At 41.5% G+C, this 17,763-nt stretch carries 14 protein-coding genes; 4 read left to right on the top strand and 10 right to left on the bottom strand.

Annotation, left to right across the window (positions count from 1 at the left end; genetic code table 11):
* Nucleotides 1–49 precede the first annotated feature (49 nt).
* Nucleotides 50–679 (top strand): lactate utilization protein, encoded by a 630-nt coding sequence (locus DL92_RS0116005; protein WP_026656537.1) that lies wholly within the window; start codon nt 50–52, stop codon nt 677–679.
* 109 nt (nt 680–788) lie between these two features.
* Here DL92_RS0116005 and DL92_RS0116000 read toward each other — a convergent pair whose 3' ends face one another.
* Both DL92_RS0116000 and DL92_RS0115995 read right to left on the bottom strand, forming a co-directional pair.
* A complete protein-coding gene (locus DL92_RS0116000) occupies nt 789–1,523 on the bottom strand; it encodes a DNA/RNA non-specific endonuclease (RefSeq protein ID WP_034462149.1) in 735 nt (244 codons plus the stop codon).
* A 68-nt stretch (nt 1,524–1,591) separates the two neighbouring features.
* Nucleotides 1,592–4,315 (bottom strand): hypothetical protein, encoded by a 2,724-nt coding sequence (locus DL92_RS0115995; protein WP_026656535.1) that lies wholly within the window; start codon nt 4,313–4,315, stop codon nt 1,592–1,594.
* Between the two features lie 67 nt (nt 4,316–4,382).
* Between DL92_RS0115995 and DL92_RS0115990 the strand changes: the two genes are divergently transcribed.
* Nucleotides 4,383–4,874, top strand: a complete 492-nt coding sequence (locus DL92_RS0115990; protein WP_026656534.1) for a ribonuclease FAU-1 family protein — start codon at nt 4,383–4,385, stop codon at nt 4,872–4,874.
* Here DL92_RS0115990 and DL92_RS0115985 read toward each other — a convergent pair.
* The 6 genes from DL92_RS0115985 to DL92_RS0115960 all read right to left on the bottom strand — a co-directional run bounded on the left by DL92_RS0115985 (nt 4,868) and on the right by DL92_RS0115960 (nt 10,626).
* Nucleotides 4,868–6,064, bottom strand: coding sequence for a cell wall hydrolase (locus DL92_RS0115985; RefSeq protein WP_242845877.1), 1,197 nt, complete (start codon nt 6,062–6,064; stop codon nt 4,868–4,870). The genes DL92_RS0115990 and DL92_RS0115985 overlap by 7 nt on opposite strands.
* A 13-nt stretch (nt 6,065–6,077) precedes the next feature.
* Nucleotides 6,078–6,560, bottom strand: coding sequence for a deoxycytidylate deaminase (locus tag DL92_RS0115980; RefSeq protein WP_026656532.1), 483 nt, complete (start codon nt 6,558–6,560; stop codon nt 6,078–6,080).
* Between the two features lie 9 nt (nt 6,561–6,569).
* Nucleotides 6,570–7,199 carry a uracil phosphoribosyltransferase gene (upp, locus tag DL92_RS0115975; protein WP_026656531.1) on the bottom strand — a complete coding sequence of 210 codons (630 nt, stop codon included), beginning with the start codon at nt 7,197–7,199 and terminating at the stop codon, nt 6,570–6,572.
* A 33-nt stretch (nt 7,200–7,232) separates the two neighbouring features.
* Complete coding sequence (gene rpiB / locus DL92_RS0115970) at nt 7,233–7,661, bottom strand: ribose 5-phosphate isomerase B (RefSeq protein WP_026656529.1); 429 nt, start codon at nt 7,659–7,661, stop codon at nt 7,233–7,235.
* A gap of 87 nt (nt 7,662–7,748) precedes the next feature.
* Nucleotides 7,749–8,807 carry an L-threonylcarbamoyladenylate synthase gene (locus tag DL92_RS0115965; protein WP_026656528.1) on the bottom strand — a complete coding sequence of 353 codons (1,059 nt, stop codon included), beginning with the start codon at nt 8,805–8,807 and terminating at the stop codon, nt 7,749–7,751.
* Nucleotide 8,808: 1 nt separating this feature from the next.
* On the bottom strand, nt 8,809–10,626 hold the full coding sequence (locus tag DL92_RS0115960) for a glycosyl hydrolase family 18 protein (protein ID WP_051199181.1): 1,818 nt from the start codon (nt 10,624–10,626) through the stop codon (nt 8,809–8,811).
* Between the two features lie 675 nt (nt 10,627–11,301).
* Here DL92_RS0115960 and DL92_RS0115955 point away from each other — a divergent pair.
* Nucleotides 11,302–12,099, top strand: coding sequence for an adaptor protein MecA (locus DL92_RS0115955; RefSeq protein ID WP_026656527.1), 798 nt, complete (start codon nt 11,302–11,304; stop codon nt 12,097–12,099).
* A gap of 79 nt (nt 12,100–12,178) precedes the next feature.
* On the opposite strand, the gene nifJ is transcribed toward DL92_RS0115955, so the two are convergent.
* A complete protein-coding gene (gene nifJ, locus DL92_RS0115950; protein ID WP_026668279.1) occupies nt 12,179–15,709 on the bottom strand; it encodes a pyruvate:ferredoxin (flavodoxin) oxidoreductase in 3,531 nt (1,176 codons plus the stop codon).
* A gap of 423 nt (nt 15,710–16,132) precedes the next feature.
* Here nifJ and DL92_RS0115945 point away from each other — a divergent pair, with 423 nt between their 5' ends.
* Nucleotides 16,133–16,303 carry a DUF362 domain-containing protein gene (locus tag DL92_RS0115945; RefSeq protein WP_026656525.1) on the top strand — a complete coding sequence of 57 codons (171 nt, stop codon included), beginning with the start codon at nt 16,133–16,135 and terminating at the stop codon, nt 16,301–16,303.
* A 116-nt stretch (nt 16,304–16,419) separates the two neighbouring features.
* On the opposite strand, the gene dnaB is transcribed toward DL92_RS0115945, so the two are convergent.
* Nucleotides 16,420–17,763 carry a replicative DNA helicase gene (gene dnaB / locus DL92_RS0115940; RefSeq protein ID WP_026656524.1) on the bottom strand — a complete coding sequence of 448 codons (1,344 nt, stop codon included), beginning with the start codon at nt 17,761–17,763 and terminating at the stop codon, nt 16,420–16,422.

Raw genomic sequence — 17,763 nt, 5'->3', positions numbered from 1 at the left:
ATTACCTATATGATTTCTTAATCATTCGACTAAGGAGGTTTCTATGGCAATAAACGAAAACATTACGAAAAGAAATACCCTGCTTGCACAGAAAGTGATAAAGGGTCTTGAATCAAGAAATATGAGTGGATATTTTGCATCTTCCAAAGAAGAAGCACTTAAACTCGCAATGGTTCTGATTCCCACCGGTTCAAGCGTAACTATGGGCGGCGCAATGAGCGCTCACGAGATTGGTCTTGTACAGACATTAAAAGAAGGCAACTATAACTTTATCGACAGAGATGCATATGAAGATAAGCGCGCAGCCATGCTTGCTGCCTACGATGCAGATGTCTTTCTCTCAAGCGCAAATGCGATTACGGAAGACGGCGTCCTTGTCAACATTGACGGAAACGCAAACCGTGTCTCTGCAATCGCTCAGGGTCCCAAAAAGGTTGTATTTATCGTTGGCATGAACAAAGTATGCCCGGACGTTGACAGCGCCCTTAAAAGAGCAAGAAACGTTGCAGCGCCTATAAACGCTCAGCGCTTTGGGCTAAACACTCCATGCTGCAAAACAGGTTCATGCATGGACTGCAAATCACCTGACACAATTTGTTGCCAGTTCCTCGTAACACGCTTTTCCAGACACGCAGAGAGAATCCACGTTATCCTTGTAAATGACACTCTTGGATTCTGATCTTAGTAATATGAAATAAAAAAGTTGGAGGTATTCTCCAACTTTTTTATTATATCTTCCTTCTTTATATACTTTATAATTCTAAAACCCTGATTCAATCAGTATTATCTTAAATCTCTTCAAGCCAATTGCTGCCGTCGGCATAATTTAGCACTACTCCGGGCTGAACATTATAGCAAAACACATTAAAGCATATTCCTGCTCCGCCGTCCTCAACAGACAGTGCCTCGATATTCACTCCGCTGCATAAAAGGTTATCGCCTTCAAATACAGGTGTAACGCGATACATTACGTGATTACCACTCTCCTTTACATATGACGCAACCATATTTTCATACGGAAGCATCCCATCCACGTTCAAGTATCTTGTTCCCGTCACGAAGTTCTTGTCATTGTCATTCTCTCCGGTCAGCTGAAATCCGATAAGGTGGCATCTGTTATATAAGTACGGAGGCTTTGATTTTACAACTCCCGGATACTTATTTTGCTTCCAGCCTGTAGGCTTTATCCTTGCAATAGATTCGCGCTTCTCGGTCGGCATAATATCCTGTCCAACACAGGCGACTGCTGTTGTACACCTTCCAAGAGCATCCTGTTCACCATATCTTTCAAACGATTGATCAACAATCTCATCCTCGGTAAATGTAGGTTTATTACCATTTACCTCTACAGAGGCGTTTCCTGAATAATCAGTTTCTGCGCTTACACTACTTGTAACACTTGTATCAGGTAATAATTCCGGATAAAAAACGGAAAAATAAACCGCGCAAAGTAGTGAAAGCAACGCCATGATTTTTTTGTAGTGTGCAGTCAGTTTTGTTTTTTTCTTCTTTTTCCTAGCCATATTAAGCTATTCTGCTACACTAAAGTGAAAATCCTGTGTCCTAAGTATGTTTTTTCAGAAAACTTTGCTTATTTTTCATTAGGTACATAAGAAATGAAATGATTTCCGTTTTTAGCAAACCAATCTTTCGCATCAGTCATGCCAAGCTTCTGAATTCTTCCCGCTCTCGGATCCAGATAATCAATATTCTGATTGTCATATCCAAGAAGCATTACGGCATCATCATTATTCAAAAATGCCATTACGGGAAGGCCCTTACTTATGTAGTACAAAACTGTATCAAGCGCACATCCGTCAAGCTTAACTATATTTGCATCGGTAAACTGCGACCTCAAAATGTCTTCAACACTGTTTCCGCTTGCAAGCGAAGATTCGACATCCACATTTCTTCCGCCATAGTGATACAAAATAAGATCGATACAAACCGCTGTGGGATTCTTTGTTGTAATACCCTCATAGTTCTCTATCTTCTCTGTAAGCGAACCGATACGGTTATATGAAAGCCTGTCGCCCTTTCTCCAAATATAATTATTGGTATCTCCGACAACCGCTCCGAACTTAAGCTCAGCATCCTTAACAGCCTTCGCAGAATCGGTGTAAACTTTTGCCTTTCCTTTCATATCATATACATAATAAAAAGGATTTTTTCCCGCATCTCGTTTAAGTTCCACCTCAACGTTTCTGCTCTCTTCAAACAAAATCTGATTAGGTGTAAGAACTCTTATCTGCTTAGACTTTATTTCATTTTTGGTGCTGATCTGAACAATCTTCTCATACTCATCAACCGCAACCTGAGTTACTTTGTTTCTGACCTCTTTGTCCTCCTGAGTATACTTGAAGACATAATCATTCTCCATTCCAAGTTCATCAGTACTCTCATATTCGCCGTTTTCATTCTTTTTCACGGAATAGAAATTAATCTGCTTACCGATTTTCTTAATACCCGTTACATAACCGTATTCACTCGGCACCTCCCTGTCATCCAAAGGCTTGCTGCCTTCCTGCAGTGCCGCCATATTATGAACCTGTATTCTATACATCAGATATAAAGGATTGCCCAGCTGATCCTTAGCTACATCTCCGGCCCTTACGAATCCATAGACAAAATCTTCACCCCTAAATCCCATAAGGATTACCTTTTCGCCATTTTCAGCTGTTATCTCTTCTTTTACTTTCGTATCAAGATTCATTACATCAAATTTGGTCAGATCATCTCCCTGCCATGCAATTGTTCCCTCTGATTCCGAAATCTTATACGATCCTGCACCTATATCTTCAACGGCAAGATTATAAGTTCTGTCTGTGAGATTAACCTCATAGATATTCTGATCGAGCATTATATAAAGTATGTTACTGTCATTTACATAAGCAAGTGTATCCACGCAATCTTCAAGGATTTCCGCAGCCTGTCCGCATTCAATAAATACCTGCTCTTCAACAGCATTTAATGAAGCACTGTAGTTATACACCGCTATACCGACTCTTCCTTCATGTATACCTCTGTTCATGTATCCGGCAACAACAAAACGCACATCGCCGTCTTCATCCACATTAAGAATCTTTACCTTGTTGTTATCCCAGTTCGCTCTTATGTCGTCATTCTCTTTGTCATAGAATCCAAAAATATATGCAAGACGACCATCTACATTGTTATAGGAAAAAAGCCTGTTCTCACTTACAAATGCAAATACACTTCCACCTTCGCTTACTCCGCCGCTTTCCTTAAATTCAAAATCCGGTTCACAGATTCCCAGCGTAATTGAATTCTTACCGACAGAATAAGAAGACGTATCAAAAATACAGTTCATTTTTCTTTCGAAATTCAAAATGAACGGCCTCTTCTTTGTCCACTTTACCCTATAAACTTCCGTGACATTATATAATCTGTTGTCATTACCTTCCTGAGTGGTCACTCTGTACTGAAGCTTATAAGTTCCGACATCACTCTGGATATCATTTACATATATCTGAGGTTTGGTATGATCGGTTATCCTGACATCAACCGTTTCCTCTTCTTTATCCTTATCTTTTCCCAGACCGTTATTATTCTTGCTCTTGGTATCCACAGTACTCTTATCAAGAAGAGTTCCCCACGTCACTTGATCGAAGCTGCTGTGCAGATTAACTCTGGAAAAAGTATCATTCTTCTCTTTATCTTTATCTGTCTCAAGGTACTTCGCATATTCAGCTTTTGCTTTTTCCCTGTCGAACGTAGCTTCAGAAAAGCCTGTTATAAAGTCTATCTCGTTGTCGATGTTGTATCTCGTCTCATCTTCTTCCGTCCAGACAATCCTCGTATAGTACTTTGCCACAGAATTATTGACCTCAACCTTTATAACAAGCATATACTCTCTTCCGGCCAAAATAAGGTCCGCAACAGGCGCAAGCTGAATCTTACAATCAATGGTATTATCATGCTCTTTGAATTCAGTCTGATCCTCATCGGCAATAAGTCTATTGTCTTTACCGATATTTCTAAGCTCAAATCCCACATTCGATATCTTCTGACCGAAAGTATTGATTTTAAAAGACATGGTACGGTCCGCATTTATCGGCCAAACCGTTCCCCTTACATAGTTGGCGTTAACCTCCGACAGATACCCGTGAAGAGGATTAACCTCTTTATCGCCGCTCCGCATGGTTATGACAGGAAGCGATGCCGGAGACATCTTAGCGGTCATATCAGCCTTATCGATGTTAGACAACTTGCTGATCACAAATATTGAAATGATCAGAATGCCGAAAAAATATGCAATTTTAATAGTTGTTTTTTTGATAGTATTATCACGCATAATTGACTTTCAAATTTAATAATAGTAATATTTTCATAATATAATCATCAATATGGAAAGGAAAAATATGAATTATCCTGTTCTATATCGAAAACGTTTCATACCGGATGAATGCGTTGAACTTAAGGATGACGAGATTCTTAAGCTTGACGACTCTGTCATGATCACCAAATGGAAAGCTCTCAAAAAAAGATCTGATATATGCAACGGCTATTCCTGCTACTACTTCAAAGAGGGCTACAAAATCAGCAAATTTCTCAAAGCCGACAACACTCTTTCGCGCTGGTACTTTGACATCATAACCTATGACCGCGATACAAAGTCCAATACACTTACCGTGATCGATCTTCTTGCCGATGTCATAATCTTTCCCGACGGCAAGATGAAGATTGACGATCTTGATGAATTATCCGAAGCTTTTGAAAAAAAACTAATCAACGAGTCTTTGCTCAAAAAAAGCCTGCTCTCTCTGAACAGACTCCTTAACGAAATCTACGAAAATGGCATATCTTCACTGACAGCGCCCATAGAAGAAATCATATCCGGGCAAGATCAGTAAAATACATGTCCTCCGATATTACGTCCCGAAAGACCGGGAATAGGAGTTCTGAAATATACGCAGTTTCCGACATTCGAATAGCCTTTCATGGCCTCATCCGCTGCCTGAAAACATGATGCGGTAGCACGCCCTTCAGCAAGTGCAAGAGCAAGTCTTCCGCTCGCAACAGGCGAAAACTGCCTATTCTGGTAAATCACACCAACAACTGTATCCGGATAAACAGAACTAAGCACCCTGTTTATCACGACCGCACCTACTGCGACCTTTCCCTCATAAGGCTCTGCTCCTGCTTCACAATATATGAGGTTTGCAAGCAGATACCTGTCCCCTTCGGCAAACGTTACTTCCGAAATATCTCTCCATGTAGATGCCGCTGCCAATTTGGAAAGTCGCATCTCTTCCGCAAGTTTTGCTTCGAGCTGCTTTATATCTTCTTCCTGCGCTTTTATCTGTGCTTCAATCTCCTCAGCCTTTGCTTCCGCGTCAGATATATCATTTGCATACTGCTGAATTGTTCCCGAAGTCTGGCTCACGAGTCCCGCAACTCTGCTTTGTTCAGCCTGTTGTTTGGCATGATACATATCAAGCTGCTCTTTCTCGCTCTCAAGAGTTTCCTCTTTTTCCTCAATCAGCTCTTTTATCTGAATATATTCCGTAAGTTTCCTTCTGTCATAAGAAGTAAGCTGCTCAATATACTGATTCTGATTGAGAAAATCCGAAAAATTACTGAAGCCGAAAACCATCTCCATTACCATGAAGTTCTGCTTCTCATAGATAAACTGAATACGCTTTTTCATGGAAACATACTGGTTCTCCTGATCCTGCTTTGCAACGTCAAGTTCTGCCAGCGTATTCTCAATCTCATTTTCTTTGCTTCCTATCTGTTCCTCAATCTGTTCAAGATTGTTACTTACTTCGCTAAGCTGTGTATTGAGCGTATTAAGCTGACCTTGCAAAGATGACTTTTCCTCGTTCATCTCTTCAATATCTTTTTTCTTGGTATCTAATTCATTTTCTGATTGGGCTTTTCTGTCTTTTGCATCCTGAAGCTGTTTCTTGGTAGATTCCGTGGCATACGAAATAGGAGACATCGACAGGCCCAGCAAGATAGCTGCCATTATCGATGCCATAAGAGAAAAGAGCATTCCGAACTTTTTAGTTGATTTACCCCTAACCCCGACTTTTCTCATATACCATTCTTGATCAAATAGTAATTTTTATATCTCTTCCGCTTCGCTCATATTTATAATATCTTACACCCGCTGCATCAAACATTTTCTTTGAAGCACGCGTTGTTGCGGAAGATTCGTATTTGTCGCTGTCATATACAACCGTCTTTATCCCGGCCTGAATGATTGCTTTCGCGCACTCATTACAAGGGAAAAGAGATACATAAATCTTAGCGCCGACAAGGCTTCCGCCTCTGTAGTTCAAAATGGCGTTAAGCTCACTGTGCGTAACGAAAGGATACTTCGTAGAAAGTTCATCTTCTCCGTCACGTTCCCAGGGAAAATCCTCATCCGAACACCCCTTGGGAAATCCGTTGTACCCCATGGAAAGAATGTTGTTATCCTCACTGACTATGCAACTGCCAACCTGCGTATTCGGATCTTTTGACCTCATAGCCGCAAGCTTGGCAACTCCCATGAAATACTCATCCCATGATATATAGTCTTCTCTCTTCATGTCTGCTCCTTATTTGGTTCCGAAAATTCTGTCACCGGCATCTCCGAGTCCGGGAACTATATAGCCGTGTTCATTTAACTTTTCATCCAAAGAGCCTACATATATGTCTACATCGGGATGTGCTTCCTGCATCGCTTTAAGTCCCTCGGGAGCTGCGATTATACACATGAAATGAATGTGTTTACATCCCTTTTCTTTAAGCATATTTATAGCTGCAACAGAAGATCCGCCTGTCGCAAGCATAGGGTCTACCACAAATATTTCTCTCTCTGAAACATCTGCAGGCATCTTGCAATAATACTCTACAGGCTTAAGTGTCTCGGGATCTCTGTAAAGTCCGATATGTCCAACCTTAGCTGCAGGAATAAGTGCAAGCATTCCGTCCACCATTCCAAGACCTGCACGCAAAATAGGAACTACGCAGAGTTTCCTGCCCTTTAGTTCCTTAACGGTTGTCTTGCATATAGGTGTTTCAATCTCAACATCGTGTAACTGAAGTTCTCTTGTTGCTTCATAACAGATAAGCATTGCAATCTCGCTTATTGTCTGTCTGAAGTCTTTTGTTCCCGTATCAATTCTTCTGATATAACCTATTTTATGCTGAATCAAAGGATGATCCATGATTACTACTTTTCCCATGCTGTCCTCCTAGCTTAAAGAGTCCCCCATAAGTTATTCCTCAATTTTGGAAATTCTGCGACTGTGTTTCTCCATATTAGAAAATTCCGTATCAAGGAATGTATCAACTATCTCAAGAGCAAGCAGATCTCCTACGAGTCCACCTCCCATTGCAAGCATATTAGCATCATTGTGTTCTCTTGTAAGTCTGGCTGATGTTGTCTCTGAGCAAAGTGCACATCTAACGCCTTTGACTTTATTTGCCACAATTGAAATACCAATTCCGGTAGTGCAGATTACAATGCCTTTTTCGCACTCTCCGCTCGCCACAGCCTCTGCTGCCGCTCTTCCAAATTCGGGATAATCGCAGGATTCTTTGTTATAAGTACCAAAATCCTTTACCTCGAATCCTCTTTTCTGCAAATGCTCTTTTACAACCTCTTTAAGGTCAAATCCGCCGTGATCACTTCCAAGTGCTATCATGCCTGTTTCCTCTTTTCGTAATGATATGAGAACTGCCCGATCATAGGCTGTTCCCGTGGCTCTATATCATATTATAATACAAATCCTTTATAAGGATACCACATTATGTCCTGCGGCTTTTAAGAGCCTGTTCATAATTGCCTGTCCTATTCCGCTGTCATCAAATGATTCAGAAAACATAACATCTACGCCTTCATCGTCAAATTCTCTGAGTGCCTTGAAAAGTTCATGCGCTATTGTATTTTCATCTTCTCTTTTTCCAAGGCTCTTTACTGCATCAGCGTTGTATAAAGAAGTCGTTGAATCGGTTCCTATTACTCCGGTCCTCTTGCCTTCTTTCTTTGCCTTATCGGTCTCGCCGTTTATATATTCGACAACCTTGTCCTGAGGTCCGCTTACTATAGTAAGAGTTCCCTTTGGTGCGTAGTGTTTGTACTTCATTCCCGGCGCCTTGGGCTTAAGTGTCGAAGAACTGTCTATGATAGTCTTATCTATGCTGACCTTGCCAAGTACCTTCTCTATCATATCCGCAGTTATATATCCCGGTCTTAAGATCATTGGAACATCGGATGTAAGGTCGACAATCGTAGACTCAAGTCCTATTCCTACTTGTCCGCCGTCGATTATCATATCTATCTTGCCATCAAGGTCTTCTACACAGTATCTTGCAACCGTAGGACTTGGGCGTCCCGACGTATTTGCGCTCGGTGCCGCAATATATCCGCCTGAAGCCTTAATAAGCTCAAGCGCGATCTTGTTGTTCGGCATTCTGATAGCCACCGTACCAAGACCACCTGTTGTTTCAAGCGGTACCTTGTCGCTTTTATTCATTATCATGGTAAGAGGGCCCGGCCAATACGCGTCAGCAAGCTTTCTTGCCGCTTCCGAGACTCCCTCTGTTATAAGTTCAAGATCTTTTATATCTGCAACATGGACTATAAGCGGATTGTCAGATGGTCTTCCCTTAGCCGCATATATCTTTTTTGAAGATTCGGGGTTAAGGGCATCTCCGCCCAGACCATATACTGTCTCAGTCGGAAATGCCACAAGTCCGCCGCGTTTAATGATCTCTCCGGCGTGCCTTATCGCATTCTCAGCCTCGGCATTGATATTATTCTCATCTATTACTACCAGCTCAGTTTCCAACTTACTGTCCCTCTGTATAACTTGCGATTACATCCCAGGCATCACTTGTTTCAAATCCGATTGCCCACTCTGCGACTCCTGCAAGATTTCTTGCTTTCATTGCTTCCAGCTTCTTTGCCAGAGACTGGGTATCTTCCACCCAGATTTTATAATTAGTGCCGTCTTTTGAAGTTCCTTCGCCGTAATTCTGGCCTGTTTCTTCATCCCATGAAACAGATATTCCGTTTGTTGAAAGGAAATCCTGCACATTATTCATATGCTGAACAACACTGTTATATTTTCCGTCTCCTTCCTTCCAAGCACGGCAATAGAAAGGTACTGCATTAATTACCTTCGAAGGATCCACATCCTGAAGTACCAGGTCAATACCCTGCTCAACAAAGCCAATGGACGCAACAGGTCCCGGCTCAGCACTTCCGTCCGTATGCTCATCATATCCCATCAATACGATATAATCGGCAACTATTCCCTGTTCTTTTATGTTCATAAACTTATTGTAGATAGGATAATAGTTATCTATAGAAAAAACTATTCCCTGTGATCTACACGCGATTGACATTTCTCTTACAAACTCGATAAACGGCTGAGATTTCTCTTCTTGTAAAATACTCTCAAAGTCAAGGTTTAAGCCATCCGCTCCCAAAAGAGTAACCTGAGCCAAAGCTTCCTTTATAATCTTTGCTCTCTTCTCTGCATAAGGAAGAAGGTCCATAAGCTTAAAGTTTTCCTTATTTCTCATGTCATCAAAGACTACCCATACATCCATTCCGGCTTCATGAGCTTGCTTGACATAATCAGCAGAACCGATACTTCCTACGGTACCATCGGCCTCTGCAATATAGAGCCACTGTGGTGCAATTACGTTAAGTCCCTTTGTATTGGCAAGACAATCCGTAAGTGTCGCATTTCCGGCTTCAGATCCGATACAATGGAATCCGAGATTTATCAACTGATCCTTTTTAATTCTTGTATATTCAGGCTCCTGATAGTCTGTAACCGGATCAGGAGTAACCTTTCTGGGATCCTTAAGTTTCTTTTTTTCAATATAACCGATAAATGAATCGGCACTCTTTACCTTGACCCAATTTTCAAACTCTTCAAGAAGTACTACATCCTCGCCTTTATTCAGTTTTCTGATGACATCACTCTTAGGACCGCCCTTTATTCTAAGGTCAGTCTTTCTTGCAATAGTAGCAACAGCCTGTTCATCCCATTTCGCAGTCAGTTGAATGTGATTGGGCTCAGTAAACGCTTCATATGCGAAATTACTGTATTGTTTTACATAATCAAGCGCAACATAGAGGGTATCATCTCCCTCTTTGGAAATAACAAACTTCTCTTCACCCGAACCGCCTTTTGAATCGGTCCAGGTATTCTCACCTATATTCGATGTAATGATGGTATCCGGAGTTGTATACTTCAGCGTACCGTCTTCTTTACTGTAGTAGAATTTAGGATTAATGTTGTTTCGAATAACTTCAAGATCTACGTAATACTCGCCGTCCCAGAGCTTTGCTCTTTTCTCTATGTACTCATCACCAAGTACGATTGCTACATCATCTTTGCCCTTTATGTCAAAATAGGCTTTGAGATCTGCTTTTTTATTACTATATGAAAACATATGAGCAAGTGACTCTAAATCTTCGCCACTTTGAACTACGAAAACTGCTCCTAAAATTAAAATAAGGGCGATTATAAAAACCGCCGGATTGAATCTCCTTCTTGGTCTTCTGCGAGATCCTCTTCTGGATCTTGATCCAGACCCGGATCTCCTTCTGGAATTGGGGCTTGGTCTTCGTCTTGTATTTCTTCTTGTCATTATCTAGCTCCTTTACAATCGCCCTCTATTATAACAGACTATTAACTATACGTCATTATGAATGTCCCCTAAAGCAATATATTTAACTATTTATTGTATATGTTATGGCGGGGTGCCTCTTTATAAAAATTTCATTTGATGTTTTTATTGCTGTTTTGGGGACATTCTATCCGAAACGAGAGCCAAAAGGTCTTTACTTTGTGACAATTCCCTGCTAAACCATTTTTTCGTTCCAAATATGATTTGACGTATATTAATATGTATGAGATACCACTTCGCAAACCCTTGTCTCTACGCTCAAATGCAGCGCAAATATATGGTATAATGATATTGTAAACAATATCTTTTGTTTATGCTCAATCTGTTGTGATTGTTGTGATGTAAAAATTGTTTGGGATTAATTTTTGAAACTATCTGTAAGACATTCTGCGAAGATTCGCAGAACCATAGACTAGTAGATAAATTATTCCTCAATCGCCTCCTTCCCGGATTTATATCCTCGAAAGGCATCTCACAAAATCCATCATAACAGATAAATCTTAAGATTTACCGTCGAAATTTCTTAAGATTTTATGTAGATGCGAATTTATTTTTAAAATATGTCGATACATCTATTGACATAGAAAACTCAATAAATTAGTATCTATGTATTCCAAAGTCAGGAGGTAACGCATCATGAAGATAGAAAAAGTCAACGATCACCAGATTAGATGCACGCTTACCAGAGATGACCTTGCGAAACGCGACCTTAAGATAACAGAACTTGCGTATGGTACCGACAAAGCAAAAGAACTTTTCCAAGATATGATGCAGCAAGCAAATATTGCATTTGGTTTTGATGCAGAAGATACCCCGCTTATGATAGAGGCTATCCCGATCAATTCCGAATGTATCGTTCTTGTAATCACTAAAGTAGATGATCCTGAGGAATTGGATACAAGATTTTCCAATTTTGCCCCCTCTATTCACGAAGAAGACGTAGATGATGAGGAATATGAGGATTACGGCGAAGCAGATTACGACGAAAATGAGGAAGCAGACGTTTCGTCCCTCTTTAAAAGACTGCAGCACAGCAACTTGAATGAGTATCAGGACTATAATGCAGGAAGCACTTCATCAGATGTAAAAAAACTTAAGGAAAAGACTTCAAGCGTCAGAAAAAAAGGCCAACCGACCAGAAGAGGCATACAGATTTTTTCCTTTGATTCTTTGCATGAAGCAAGCAAATTCGCGGTTATTGTAAGCAAAAAATTTAATGGTGAAAACACATTATATAAAGATGAAACAAAGGGTAAGTTTTACCTGATCCTTCATCAGGGTGATCTTGAAGATAATCTCTTCAAAAATATCTGTTCCTTATTAACAGAATACGGAACAGCCGAAATCGGAAGCAGTGCCGAGGAACAATATTTATCGGAGCACTTCTCAATTGTCTTAAAGGGTAACGCAGTACAGACTCTTTCAAGAATTTGACAGACTAATTTTTTTACTAAATAAAATTGCCGGAGAAAATGATCTCTCATTTTCTCCGGCTTTCTTATTATCTTATGAATTACTCATCTCCGTACAGAGAAACAAGTTTTTCAAGATATGCTCTGTGCTCCTTAGCATGCTCAGCTGCTTTTGCATTGAGCTCTGCTGCTCTCTCAGGATTCTTGAGCTTAAGTGAAAGGTATCTTACCTCTCCGTCAAGGAAGCTCTGGAAGTCTTCTGTAGCAGGCTTGCTATCAAGAGTGAACTTCTTATCCGCCTGAGGATTGAATCTGAACATATCCCAATATCCTGTAGCAACAGCCTTCTTCTCTTCATCCATAACCTTGTTCATGCCGGCCTTAAGACCCTGGTTGATACAAGGAGCATATGCGATGATAAGTGAAGGTCCGGGATAAGCCTCAGCCTCTGAGATTGCCTTGATTGTCTGGTTCATATCAGCACCCATAGCAATCTGAGCAACGTAAACATATCCATAGCTCATAGCGATAGAAGCAAGATCCTTCTGCTTGATCTCTTTTCCACCTGCAGCGAACTGCGCAACAGCACCTGTAGGAGTAGCTTTAGATGACTGTCCGCCTGTATTTGAGTAAACCTCAGTGTTAACAACGAGAACGTTTACATCCTTACCGGAAGCAAGTACGTGGTCGAGACCACCAAATCCGATATCGAATGCCCATCCGTCACCACCGAAGATCCACTGTGACTTCTTAGCTGCGAAGTCTTTATTCTTCTTGATGTATTTAGCTGCATCTGAATTGTCGCCTTCAAGAGCTGCGATAAGTTCATTTGTAGCTGCTGTATTCTCAGCACCGTTACTGAATGTATCAAGCCACTTCTGAGCTGCATCCTTAGCTTTTCCGCCATCGGCTACTACAGTCTCAACCTGCTCTTTGATTGCATCACGAAGTGCGTTCTGAGCAAGTACCATACCCATACCAAACTCTGCGTTATCCTCGAACAATGAGTTATCCCATGCAGGTCCATGACCTTCCGCATTTACGGTATAAGGTGTTGAAGGTGAAGAGTTACCCCAGATTGATGTACATCCTGTAGCATTTGCAACGTACATTCTGTCACCAAAGAGCTGAGTAACAAGTTTAACATAAGGTGTCTCACCACAACCTGCGCATGCTCCCGAGAACTCAAGGAGAGGCTGCTTGAACTGAGATCCTCTGATTGTTGTAGCTTTGAGCTTCTCAACTACATCTTTCTTCTCAGGAAGAGTTACAGCGTAGTCGAAGTACTTCTGCTCATCCTTATTCTCTGCGATAGCACCCATCTTAAGTGTCTCGCCTGCCTTATTTCCAAGACATACATTTGCGCAAGATCCGCATCCTGTACAGTCAAGAGCCGAAATAACGATTGAGAACTTGTATCCGGGTACACCATTAACATCCTTAGTCTGAAGTCCTTCAGGTGCCTTAGCAACTTCGTCGTCTGTAAGAGCAACTGTACGGATTGCTGCGTGAGGACATACAATTGAACAGAAACCACACTCTACGCACTTTGTAGCATCCCACTTAGGAACATTAACTGCGATGCCTCTCTTCTCGTATGCAGCCGATCCTGAAGGTGTAGCACCGTCAACATAAGGAAGACAATCTGAAACTTTGAGGTTGTTACCTTCCTGAGCATTAACCTTAGTCTGGATATTATTAACGAAGTCGATAACATCCTTTCTGCTTCCCTCAGCCTTCTTGAAGTCAAGGCCTTCATCCTTGGCATCTTTCCAAGACTCAGGAATCTCAACCTTGATAAGGTTCTTCGGATCTGCTCCGGCATCGATAGCTGCCCAGTTCTTCTTAACGACATCTTCACCCTTACGGCCGTATGTCTTCTGTGCTGCATCTTTCATGAACTTAATTGCATCATCTTCAGGAATGATCTTTGTAATGTTGAAGAATGCCGACTGAAGAATTGTGTTAATTCTTGTAGGTCCCATTCCAACTTCAACACCGATCTTAGAACCGTTCATGATATAGAAGTTGATCTTATGATCGTACATGAACTTCTTAACCTGTCCGGGAATCTCAGTCTCGAGCTGTTCTACTGTCCAAGGGCAGTTAAGAAGGAATGATCCTCCGTCCACAATTTCCTGAACCATGTTGAACTTGCGGATATATGAAGGATTGTGGCATGCTACGAAGTCTGCCTTCTTGATAAGGTATGTTGACTTGATAGGAGTCTTACCAAATCTAAGGTGAGACATTGTAACACCACCTGACTTCTTAGAGTCATAATCAAAGTATGCCTGAGCATACATGTCAGTGTTGTCACCGATAATCTTGATAGAGTTCTTGTTTGCACCAACAGTACCGTCAGCACCAAGTCCCCAGAACTTACAGTTTGTTGTTCCCTCGGGAGTTGTAACGAGAGGAGCACCAACCTTGAGTGAAAGGTTTGTCACATCATCTTCGATACCGATCGTGAACTCTTCTTTTTCTGTATTCTCAAATACTGCAACAATCTGTGCAGGTGTTGTATCTTTTGAACCAAGTCCGTAACGTCCGCAGAATACAGGAACGCTCTCAAACTTTGTTCCCTTAAGAGCTGCGATAACATCAAGAGCAAGAGGCTCGCGATATGATCCGGGCTCTTTTGTTCTGTCGAGAACCTGGATTCTCTTAACAGAATCAGGAATAGCTGCTACAAGAGCTTTTGCTGAGAAAGGTCTGTAAAGTCTGACTTTTACAACACCGACCTTCTTGCCCTGTTTCTCAAGGTAATCGATTGTCTCCTCGATTGTATCGTTTACAGAACCCATAGCAACGATAACCACTTCTGCATTAGGATCTCCATAGTAGTTAAAGAGCTTATAGTCTGTACCAATCTTGGCATTAACTTTATCCATATACTTCTGAACGATGTCAGGAAGTTCATTATAGCCTGTGTTACAAGCTTCTCTTGTCTGGAAGAAAATGTCAGGATTCTGAGCAGAGCCCATCTGGCAAGGATGATTGGGATTCAAAGCGTTTGCCTTGAATGCATCAATTGCCTCGTGATTTACCATCTCGTCAAGATCCTTGTAATCCCACACTTCGATCTTCTGGATCTCGTGCGATGTACGGAATCCGTCAAAGAAATTAATGAAAGGAATGCGTCCTTCAATAGCTGCGCAGTAAGCAACAGGTGTTAAGTCCATAACTTCCTGTACACTTGAATCGCAGAGCATTGCGGCACCTGTCTGACGGCAAGCATAAACGTCAGAATGATCACCAAAAATGTTGAGCGCATGTGAAGCAACACATCGTGCTGATACGTTGAATACTCCGGGGAGTCTTTCACCTGCTACCTTATAAATGTCGGGAATCATAAGAAGAAGTCCCTGAGATGCGGTATATGTAGATGTAAGAGCACCTACTACCAGTGATCCGTGCACAGCTCCTGCTGCACCGGCCTCAGACTGCATTTCTGTAATCTGAACCGTACGACCGAAAATATTTTTCTTTCCGGCTGTTGCCCATTCATCTACATGCTCAGGCATAACAGATGAAGGTGTGATAGGGTACATGGCAGCAACTTCTGTAAAAGCATATGAAGCGTATGCAGCTGCCTCGTTGCCATCCATGGTTTTCATGTTTCTAGCCATTTTGTTTCCTCCTACCTTATATTTTGGATTATTTTTGGCACTTTTATTAAATTGTGTTAAAAAAAAAGGAATAGTGCAAAAATTCCGTCAGCAAGCTTTCATCTCCGAAAACAGTGCGACGGACTAATTTTCACTCGTATTCTGCCATTAACAATACTATCATTAAATTACCTTGGATGTCAATGATAGCAAGGGTTTGACGACTTTTTAACAAACTCGTTTTCGGTACATTCCAAACGTTATTATCTGTTAATTGTTAATTATATAACGTTATTGATTGATAAAAGTTTTCGTTTACTGTATTGCTTAAACGCTTTACTTATTATATGATATAGACGTATCAAAGGTTGGTAATGGCAAATACCAATCGTTTTTTGCTACACTACTTTAATTTATGGCATTTAATGATGGAAGGAGATTATTATGGCATACGTTATTAATGATGGCTGCATCAGCTGTGGCTCATGCGCTGCTCAGTGTCCTGTTTCTGCAATTTCACAGGGTGACTCACAGTTCGTTATCGACGCAAATACATGCATCGACTGCGGATCTTGTGCTGCTCAGTGTCCTGTAGGTGCTATCACACAGGGCTAACGCCAAGCAAGAAAATATGAAAGAGCATTCTTCCAAGTTTACTTGGAAAAATGCTCTTTTTTATTTTCGAATGATTGGCTTTAGCCCTATGAGCTTGCCTCACTATCTTTTCTGCCTCAATGCCCCTTCTCCAAGTTCGCAAACTTGGTAAATTCGGGAAGCCAAAGAAGATCAACCGTTCCGATCGGGCCATTTCTCTGCTTTGCAATGATAATGTCCGCAACACCTTTTTTCTCAGTGTCTTTGTTATAGTAATCATCTCTATAAATGAACATTACCATGTCGGCATCCTGCTCGATAGCTCCGGATTCTCGAAGGTCTGAAAGCATGGGCCTATGATCGGGTCTTTGCTCAACCGCACGGGAAAGCTGTGAGAGCGCAACAACGGGCACGTTAAGCTCTCTGGCAAGGGCCTTAAGTGATCTTGAAATATCCGAAATTTCCTGCTGACGTGACTCGGAGCCTCTTCCGGATCCTCCTGTCATAAGCTGCAAGTAATCGATCATGATTATATTAAGGCCATGATCCATCTTATACTTTCTGCACTTTGAACGAAGTTCCTGAATCGAGATACCGGGAGTATCATCAATAATGAGTTTGGAAGAGCCTACAACATCTGCACTTTCGATGAGATTCTCCCAGTCCATATCAGACATATTACCTGTTCTGATATGCTGTGAATCAACATGAGACTCCATCGCAAGTAGTCTGTTTACAAGCTGTTCCTTTGACATTTCCAGTGAGAATATCGCAACACATTTGTTGTCATGGAAAGCCATATGCTCTGCTATATTAAGTACAAAAGCGGTTTTTCCCATTGAAGGTCTGGCCGCGATAAGTATCAGGTCTGAAGGCTGAAATCCTGCTGTGCTGTAATCAAGATCAAGGAAACCTGTAGAAAGACCTGTAACGTTTCCTTTCATCTTACTTGCCTGCTCGATACGGTTCAGTGCGTTCATTACTACCTGATCGATAGAAACAAACTCACCTGTATTTCTCTTCTGTGTGATCTGGAAGACGCTCTTTTCAACATCATTAAGTATCCCTTCCATATTCTCAGAGTTTGAATAACAGGTATTTATTGTCTCTTCGCTTACACGGATCAATTTTCTGAGAGTGGATTTATCCGCAACAATCTGCGCATAATACTTTACATTCGCAGATGTCGGTACCGCCGAAACAAGTTCTCCGATATATTCGGCACTGCTGACCTGCGGCGGAACATTCTTTTCCCTGAGCCTGTTTTGAAGCGTGACAAAATCGACAGCACTTCCTTCACGGTTGAGCTCTACCATTGTCTCAAAAACCGTCCCGAGCTGTCTGTTATAAAAATCGTCCGGATTGACAATCTCGGACGCAATTTCTATTGCTTCTTTATCCATAAGCATCGCCCCGACAACAGATTGCTCTGCTTCCAGACTGTTGGGCGCGACACGCTTTAATAGAGTTTCCTCTGCCAT

This window comes from Butyrivibrio sp. AE2005 (genome assembly GCF_000686965.1).
GTDB classification, from domain to species: domain Bacteria; phylum Bacillota; class Clostridia; order Lachnospirales; family Lachnospiraceae; genus Butyrivibrio; species Butyrivibrio hungatei_A.
Note: the sequence above shows the minus strand (reverse complement) of the source record. Positions and strands in the feature narration are given on the sequence as shown.

Bases quoted from the DNA above. Each gene is read 5' to 3' on its own strand.
- rpiB (WP_026656529.1), bottom strand. From the start codon at position 7,661: ATGATAGCACTTGGAAGTGATCACGGCGGATTTGACCTTAAAGAGGTT.
- DL92_RS0115990 (WP_026656534.1), top strand. From the start codon at position 4,383: ATGAATTATCCTGTTCTATATCGAAAACGTTTCATACCGGATGAATGC.
- nifJ (WP_026668279.1), bottom strand. From the start codon at position 15,709: ATGGCTAGAAACATGAAAACCATGGATGGCAACGAGGCAGCTGCATAC.
- DL92_RS0115945 (WP_026656525.1), top strand. From the start codon at position 16,133: ATGGCATACGTTATTAATGATGGCTGCATCAGCTGTGGCTCATGCGCT.
- DL92_RS0115985 (WP_242845877.1), bottom strand. From the start codon at position 6,064: ATGAGAAAAGTCGGGGTTAGGGGTAAATCAACTAAAAAGTTCGGAATG.
- DL92_RS0115980 (WP_026656532.1), bottom strand. From the start codon at position 6,560: ATGAAGAGAGAAGACTATATATCATGGGATGAGTATTTCATGGGAGTT.
- DL92_RS0115995 (WP_026656535.1), bottom strand. From the start codon at position 4,315: ATGCGTGATAATACTATCAAAAAAACAACTATTAAAATTGCATATTTT.
- upp (WP_026656531.1), bottom strand. From the start codon at position 7,199: ATGGGAAAAGTAGTAATCATGGATCATCCTTTGATTCAGCATAAAATA.
- DL92_RS0115960 (WP_051199181.1), bottom strand. From the start codon at position 10,626: ATGACAAGAAGAAATACAAGACGAAGACCAAGCCCCAATTCCAGAAGG.
- DL92_RS0115955 (WP_026656527.1), top strand. From the start codon at position 11,302: ATGAAGATAGAAAAAGTCAACGATCACCAGATTAGATGCACGCTTACC.
- DL92_RS0116000 (WP_034462149.1), bottom strand. From the start codon at position 1,523: ATGGCTAGGAAAAAGAAGAAAAAAACAAAACTGACTGCACACTACAAA.
- dnaB (WP_026656524.1), bottom strand. From the start codon at position 17,763: ATGGCAGAGGAAACTCTATTAAAGCGTGTCGCGCCCAACAGTCTGGAA.